This is a genomic window from Candidatus Binatia bacterium (genome assembly GCA_036382395.1).
Taxonomy (GTDB): Bacteria; Desulfobacterota; Binatia; order HRBIN30; family HRBIN30; genus JAGDMS01.
The window spans coordinates 1-7242 of the sequence record DASVHW010000101.1 but is presented as its reverse complement, the minus strand read 5'-3'; the positions used below and the strand labels follow the sequence as shown (position 1 = coordinate 7242).

At 65.1% G+C, this 7242-nt stretch carries 6 protein-coding genes; 4 read left to right on the top strand and 2 right to left on the bottom strand.

Annotation, left to right across the window (positions count from 1 at the left end):
• Positions 1-1714: tetratricopeptide repeat protein (locus tag VF515_04830; GenBank protein ID HEX7406961.1), on the top strand; the 1714-nt coding region annotated here is incomplete at its 5' end.
• Between the two features lie 57 nt (positions 1715-1771).
• Positions 1772-2608, top strand: coding sequence for an SDR family NAD(P)-dependent oxidoreductase (locus tag VF515_04825; protein ID HEX7406960.1), 837 nt, complete (start codon positions 1772-1774; stop codon positions 2606-2608).
• 57 nt (positions 2609-2665) lie between these two features.
• On the opposite strand, the gene VF515_04820 is transcribed toward VF515_04825, so the two are convergent.
• Positions 2666-3862, bottom strand: a complete 1197-nt coding sequence (locus VF515_04820; protein HEX7406959.1) for an MltA domain-containing protein — start codon at positions 3860-3862, stop codon at positions 2666-2668.
• Between the two features lie 10 nt (positions 3863-3872).
• Positions 3873-5057, bottom strand: a complete 1185-nt coding sequence (locus VF515_04815; GenBank protein ID HEX7406958.1) for an alanine--glyoxylate aminotransferase family protein — start codon at positions 5055-5057, stop codon at positions 3873-3875.
• Positions 5058-5096: 39 nt separating this feature from the next.
• On the opposite strand from VF515_04815, the gene VF515_04810 reads away from it, so the two are divergent.
• The gene (locus VF515_04810; protein ID HEX7406957.1) at positions 5097-6524 is read left to right on the top strand and encodes an FAD-linked oxidase C-terminal domain-containing protein; all 1428 of its coding nucleotides are present in this window, start codon (positions 5097-5099) and stop codon (positions 6522-6524) included.
• Between the two features lie 8 nt (positions 6525-6532).
• Positions 6533-7242, top strand: a 710-nt coding sequence (locus VF515_04805) for an FAD-binding oxidoreductase (GenBank protein ID HEX7406956.1), incomplete at its 3' end; no start/stop codon positions are given.

Genomic DNA, 7242 nt, shown 5'->3' with positions numbered 1-7242 from the left:
GGCGCGCCCGTGGGCTGCAGCCGCGGTTGCCGTGGTCGCCGCGCTTGCGGTCTACACTCCGTCTCTGAACGGCGGTTTTATTTGGGACGATCCGCTGGTCTTGCAGCAGTTGCGCGCGATCGGCTCACTCCGCGACCTGTTCATTCTTCCGCCCATAATTCCGAAATTCTATTTCCGCCCTGTCGTCTTCGTCACCTATCTTTTCGACCGTTGGGTCGGCGGCGAGACGCCCTTTTGGTTCCACGCCTCCGTCCTCGCGTTTCACACCGGCAATGTCCTGCTGGTCTGGATATTTGCCAGCCGTCTGTTCCCTCGCCAGTGGTTGATTCCTGCCGGCGGCGCCCTGCTTTTCGCGGTGTATCCGACCCACGTGGAGTCGGTGGCGTGGATGGCGGGACGCTCCGACGTCATCGTCTGCACGTTCGTGCTCATCACCATGCTCCTCTTTCTGGACCGGCAACGGGCATGGGCGCCGTGGCTCGGGGGCGTAACCTTCCTGCTCGCCGCATTCTCCAAAGAGATGGCCCTGGCGTGTGCGGTGCTCGTACCGTTTCTCGATCTGCTCCGCCTCCAGCGATTGGCGTGGCGGCGCTATCTTCCGCTCGCCATCGGCACCGTGGTGTACTTCGCGTTGCGGCGGCAGGCGCTGGGCGCATTTATCGGAGGCCTGGCAACCGGGGCGCCGCCGTCGGAGCTTGTGGGCGAGCTGTTGCGCGCGGCCGGCTTCTACGTCGTTCGAGCCATCGTCCCCATGCCCCTGTGCGCCTATATCCCCGCAGTACCCGCCGGTGCTGGCTATTTGCTGATCGGGTTGCTTGCCCCGTTGTTGGGAGCCGCTCTGATCGCCTTCGCTTGGAGGCAGGACCGTTGGCCGCTGGCCTTTCTGGCAGCATGGTTCTTTGTCACCCTCTTGCCGTCACTGACCGTGATCGTGCGCCGCAGCGCCTCTGCGCCGGTCGCCGACCGTTACCTCTACGTTCCCTCGGTGGCATCGTGCCTGCTCCTCAGTTGGGCCGTCGTGCGCCTCGCCGAACGCCGGCAGCTTGCCGGCCGCTGGGTCCTCGCCGCGTTCGCCGTCGTAGGCCTGCTCCTGGGCGCGCAGAGCACGCGCTACACCCGGGTGTGGGGGGACGACCTTTCCTTCTGGAGCGACGTGGCGACAAAGGTGCCCGATGATGCCCTGCCACACCGAGAGCTGGCCGGCGCGCTGGAGCGGCGCAATCGGCTCGATGACGCCGATCGCGAGCTGCAGCGGGCGCTGGCGGCGAAGTCGAGCCCCGAGGGGCAGGCGATGACGTACAACGAGATCGGCACCCTCTATCGCCACATGGCACGCTACAGCGAAGCCGAAAATGCTTTCGAGACCGGCATCAAGATCCGCCCGCATCCGATGCTGTACCACAATCTGGGAATGGCGCTGATGTCGCATTTGGAGGAAGAGCAGCGACAGGCAGATCGCCCGGCGGTGGCGCGCGACATCACCAGGGCGCGCGATGCTTTTGAACGGGCCTTGCGGCTCGGAGATATCGCCGGTTCGGAGCAAGGCTTCCCGCAGTGGGATGCAGCCAAGACCCATGCGCTGCTCGGCCAGGTCCTGTTCTCGCTCGGCGATCGCGCCGCGGCACGCGAGCATCTGGAGACGGCGTTACGGCTGGAGCCGAACGGGCCCGTAGCCGACATCACGCGCCGCTACATGCAGAGGCTGGAACAGTGAAAACCCTTGGTGATCGCGGCGATATACGATAGGCCTACGCCACATCCAGGGGTATTCATGAAGCCATTGGAAGGACAAACGGCGATCATTACCGGGGCGGGGCGGCCGCATGGCATCGGCCGCAGCACCGCACTGCGTCTGGCCGAGCACGGAGCCAACGTGGTCGTCACCGATCTCTGCCGCAAGTACGAAGGGGATCTGGCCTTCTACGGTGTCGGCGACGACTGGGAGCAGCTGCAGCGCGTGGTGAGCGAGGTCGAAGCGCGCGGCAGGCGGGGTTTGGCGTGCAAGGTGGACGTGACCCAGCGCGACCAAATCGAAGCCTGCGTGGAAGAAACCGTCACGCGATTCGGTGCGATCGACATCCTTTTCAACAATGCCGGCACTGCCGTCGGCGTCGGTCCGTTCCTCGCCATGACGCAGCAGCAGTGGGACCTGAGCCTCAGCGTCAACATCACGGGCATGTTCCATTTCTGCCAACTCGTCATCCCCAAGATGATCGAGCGGAGCAACGGTGTGATCGTCAACACCTCGTCACTCGCGGGATTGGGAGCGGGTGAGCTGATGTGCGGCTATCACACGACGAAGTTCGCGGTCGTCGGCTTCACCAAGGCCATCGCCGCCGAGTTCGGCCAGTTCGGCATCCGCTGCAACGCCGTCTGCCCCGGCATGGTGGATACCGATCTGGGCGCCGCCGAGTACGAATTCATCTCGCAGATGGAAGGGATCACAATTGAAGAGGCGCGGCGGAACGCAGCGCAGAAAATCGCACTCCGCCGCCAGTGCTCGCCGGACGAAGTGGCGGATGTGGTCGCTTACCTTTGCAGCCCCGCCGCCGGCTACCTCACGGGCGTTGCACTTCCGATCGCCGGAGGCATGGCGCCGGGACTCTAGAGAGAATCCCCTCCCCGGTTGCCAGCTCTGGCAACGAGGGAGGGGCAGGGTGGGGGCTCACTTCGGCAAGACCAGATACAGCTCGCCCGCATTACGCATATCACCGGCGATCGCTTCTGCCGTCGGACCCGTGCCCCAGAACACGTCAATGCGATTGGGGCCGCTGATGGCAGTACCGGCATCTTGAATGAGCGCCAAGCGCGAGACGGCCGGCTTGCTGCTCTCTGATGATGCCGCTCCTCTGGAGGCAATGCGGAGAAAAGCCAACGCGCCCGGCGGGTAGACGCTGGCGTCGGCAGCAATGGAGCGGCCAGCCGTGAGCGGAACGCCAAGACTGCCAACGGGGCCGGCAGCAACGGCACGGAAGAAGATGTAGCGCTCATTCGCCGCCGTGAGCCCTGATTCCTCCTCGGGATGGGCATGCAGGTAGTCCTTCAATGCTTGCAACGACACGGTGTCACGCGACATCTTGCCCTGCCCGATCAGGACACTGCCCAGACTGGTGTACGGTCTGCCGTTGGAGCTGCTGTAGCTGATCTGCATGTGCACGCCGTCTTCGAACCGGAGCAACGCCGACCCTTGCACATGCAGAAAAAACGCCTCAACCGGATCATCGACCCAAGCGATCTCATAGTCGCGATCGGCCAGCGCGCCGGCATTGATCTCGGCGCGGGTGTAGTACGGCACCAGCCTGCCCTTCTCCACCCGGCCCTGGATCACGCGGCTGCGGCAGTCAGGGCAGAACTGACTGAGATCCACGTCCACCAGGTCGTCAGGCGTCCGATATAGAGGATAGCGAAAACGCTCCGTCCGCCGCCGGCTGGCTGCCAGTTCAGGCTGATAGTAACCCGTGACCAGCACGGCTTCTGGCAGATCGGCGCGGTATACACGGAACCGGTCGCACAGTGGCTGGCTCCAATTGTCGTCGGCGGGCGCCATATCGGCGAGCGCCGTCAGGGGCGCCACCAGCTCACCAACCGCCACTCGCCGATCGAGCGCCGAGAGCGTCCGGTCTGGGGGCAACTTCTGGAGGTATTCGACGCTCCGCGCCGCCGCTTGCTGCAAGGACGTTAGCGGCGCATCGTCACGCAGCAAGGCGCGACAGGCATCAGCGTCGAGCGCCACCAGATGCGGCCCTGTCGCTAACGGCGCCGGAACAGATGGAATGTAGGCGCACGAGGCGAATGCAGCGCACAGCATCGCCGCAGTAACCCGCGACACCCGCCCTGTCCCTTGCCAGCCGAGACGTTTCACGAATCACGCATCACGAACCGGCGTACACCCGTTGCGCAGCCGCCAGCCCAGCCCCCGCCTTGACCGCATAGCCGCACTGCGGCAACACGCGCTCCAGCGCGCTCAGCACCAACAGCACGTTAGCGGCATTGCTGGACTCGCCCATCAGTCCGATGCGCCACGTCTGCCCCTTCAGCGGACCCAAACCACCACCGATTTCGATGCCGAAGTCCTCGAGCAACGCGGTGCGCACGCGCGCATCCTCCACGCCGTCGGGTATGCGGACACTGTTGAGGGTCCACAGCTGATGATTCTCCTGCGAGGCGATGCCCAGCCCAATCGCCGCCAGACCCGCCTTCAGCGCCCGATGATTGCCTTCGTGCCGGCGCCAGCGGGCTTCGAGCCCTTCCTCTTCGATGAGCCGCAGGGCTTCGTGCAAGGCGTAGTTCATGCTGATCGGCGCCGTGTGGTGATACACGCGCTCGGCACCCCAGTACTTCTGAATCATGGTCAGATCGAGGTACCAGCTCTGGACCTTGCTCTTCCGCGTACTCAGTACCTCGACCGCGCGCGGACCGAAGGTGATGGGTGACAAGCCCGGCGGGCAGCTCAAACACTTCTGCGTGCCGCTGTAGCAGGCGTCGATACCCCAATCGTCGACATGCACGGGACAGCCTCCCAACGAGGTGACCGTATCGACCACGAGCAGCGCGCCGGCCGCATGTACCAGCGGGCCGATCTCTTCCAACGGCTGCCACGCACCCGTCGACGTCTCGGCGTGCACGATGCCAACCAGCTTCGGCCGCCGACAGCGCTTCAAGGCGGCCGCAACGTCGGCGGGATCGATCACCCGCCCCCACGGGGCCTCGACGCGGACCAGCGTCGCGCCGTAGCGTTCGACAATCTCGGCCATGCGCGTGCCAAACACGCCGTTGACGCAGACCACCGCTTCGTCACCGGGTTCGAGCAGATTCACCAGGCAGGCCTCCATACCGGCACTGCCGGTGCCGGAAAGAGGGATGGTCAACTCGTTGCGTGTTTGGAAGACGAACTGCAACAGCCGCTTGGTCTCGTCCATGATGCGCAAGAAGGCGGGATCCAGATGTCCCACCAGCGGAATACTCATGGCGCGCAAGACGCGCGGGTGAACGTTGCTGGGACCGGGACCGAGCAGCACACGGGTCGGCGGCTGTAAGGGTTCTGCAAGCGACGTCATTCCTTGTGCTATTATCTAGCCGCGGATAGGCTGTCAAAGATGCTCGACGGTCGGATCGTGGGTGCGCTGCGCGCCATTGCCGGAGATGACGCCGTCATCGCCCGCCCGAGCGAACTCAAAGTATACGAGTGTGACGGCTATACGTTGGAGAAGCGCATCCCCGAAGTCGTCGTCCTGCCCCGCTCAACCGAAGAGGTGGCGCGGATTGTGCGCCTGCTGCATGAGGAAGACATTGCCTTCGTGCCGCGCGGTGCCGGGACGGGGCTGAGCGGCGGCTGCCTGCCGGTGAATGCCCCGGTGACGATCGGCACCAGCCGCATGACCCGCATCGTCGAGGTCGACTACGTGAACCAGCGCGCCGTCGTCGAAGCCGGCGTCGTCAATCTCCGCATCACCAACGCCGTCCAGCAGCGCGGCCTGTGTTACGCCCCCGACCCATCGAGCCAGCAGGCCTGCACCATCGGCGGCAACGTGGCGGAGAACTCCGGGGGCCCGCACACGCTCAAGTACGGGGTGACCACCAACCACGTGCTCGGGGTCGAGCTGGTGCTGCCCAACGGCGAGATCGTGCACCTCGGCGGCGCGGTGGAGGACGTGCCGGGCTACGACCTCACCGGGCTCGTCGTCGGTGCCGAGGGCACCTTCGGGATCGTGACGCAAGCGACATTGCGGCTCGTCCGGCAGCCCGAAGCGTGGAAAACGCTGCTTGGGATTTTCGAGTCAGTCGATGATGCGACCGCCACGGTCTCCGGCATCATCGCCGCCGGCATGATTCCAGCGGCCTTGGAAATGATGGACCAGCTGATCGTGGAAGCGGTCGAAGCCGCCTTTCACTTCGGATTCCCGACGGACGCAGGCGCCGTCCTCATCGTCGAGTTGGACGGTCTTGCCGCCGGTCTCGATCAACAAGTCCAACGTGTGGTCGAGATCTGCCAGACGAACCGCGCCCGCACAGTGCGGGTCGCGAAGGATGAGGTAGAACGCGCCGCGCTCTGGAAGAGCCGCAAGCGCGCTTTCGGCGCCGTGGGGCGATTGGCCCCGAATTACTGCACGCAAGATGGCGTGGTGCCGCGCACCAAGGTGCCCGACATCTTGCGCCGCATCACCGAGATCGGGCAGCGATATCATCTGCGCATCGGCAACGTCTTTCACGCCGGTGACGGCAACATCCATCCCTTGCTGCTGTTCGACGAACGCAACCCCGACGAGGTGCGCCGCGTCCTCGCCGCGGGAACCGAGATCCTGGAAGCCTGCGTGGCGCTCGGCGGCAGTATCACCGGGGAGCACGGTATCGGTATGGAGAAGATCGCGCAGATGCCGCTCATCTTCTCACCCGCCGATTTGCTGGTGATGAGCCAGCTGCGCCAGGTGTTCGATCCCGCCCGGCGCTGCAACCCGGGAAAGATCCTTCCCACGCCGGGCGCGTGCGTCGAAACCATGCGCCCGCGCCGGCAGGCGGCCGTGTGAGCAGCGCGATGGCTATCGGGACGTTTGGCGACCTGCTGCCCGCCGACGCCATTGCCACGGGCGGCGCGGCGCACGCTTTCGCTGTCGATGGCCTGACACCGCAGTGTGTCCTTTTTCCAGAGACCGTTGAGCAGCTCAGCCGCTGCACCGCGGCCGCCGATCAAGCGGGCTTGGCGGTGATGCCGGTTGGCAACGGTACGAAGCTCGGGGTCGGCAATCTGCCGCAGCGATACGACGTGGCGCTCTCGACACGGCGGCTGAACCGGATTCTGGCGCACGAGGCAGCCGACATGACAGTCACGGTCGAGGCCGGCGCCACCCTGGCCGAAGTGAACGCCGCGTTGAGGCCAGCCAGGCAGCGGTTGCCTCTCGACCCGCCGGATCCCGAACACACCAGCATCGGCGCCTTGATCGCGACGGACGCATCCGGCCCGCTGCGGTTGTCGCAGGGTAAGGTCCGGGATCTTCTGATCGGCGTGAAAGTAGTGCTGGCTGACGGCACCCTCGTGAAAGGCGGCGGCCGCGTGGTCAAGAACGTCGCCGGCTACGATTTGATGAAGTTGTTCACCGGGTCTTTCGGGACGCTGGGTACGGTCGTCGAGGCGACCTTCAAAGTGCGCCCGTGTCCCGAACGCGAAGCGCTGTTCGTCGTCCCGGCAGCAGAGATCGGCACGGCGGTAGCTGGGGCGCTGGATGTCCTCGCCGCACTGTTGGCGCC

What these genes read in the sequence shown, in the direction of transcription:
- VF515_04825 (HEX7406960.1), top strand. Translation starts at nt 1,772, where the DNA reads ATGAAGCCATTGGAAGGACAAACGGCGATCATTACCGGGGCGGGGCGG.
- VF515_04815 (HEX7406958.1), bottom strand. Translation starts at nt 5,057, where the DNA reads ATGACGTCGCTTGCAGAACCCTTACAGCCGCCGACCCGTGTGCTGCTC.
- VF515_04810 (HEX7406957.1), top strand. Translation starts at nt 5,097, where the DNA reads ATGCTCGACGGTCGGATCGTGGGTGCGCTGCGCGCCATTGCCGGAGAT.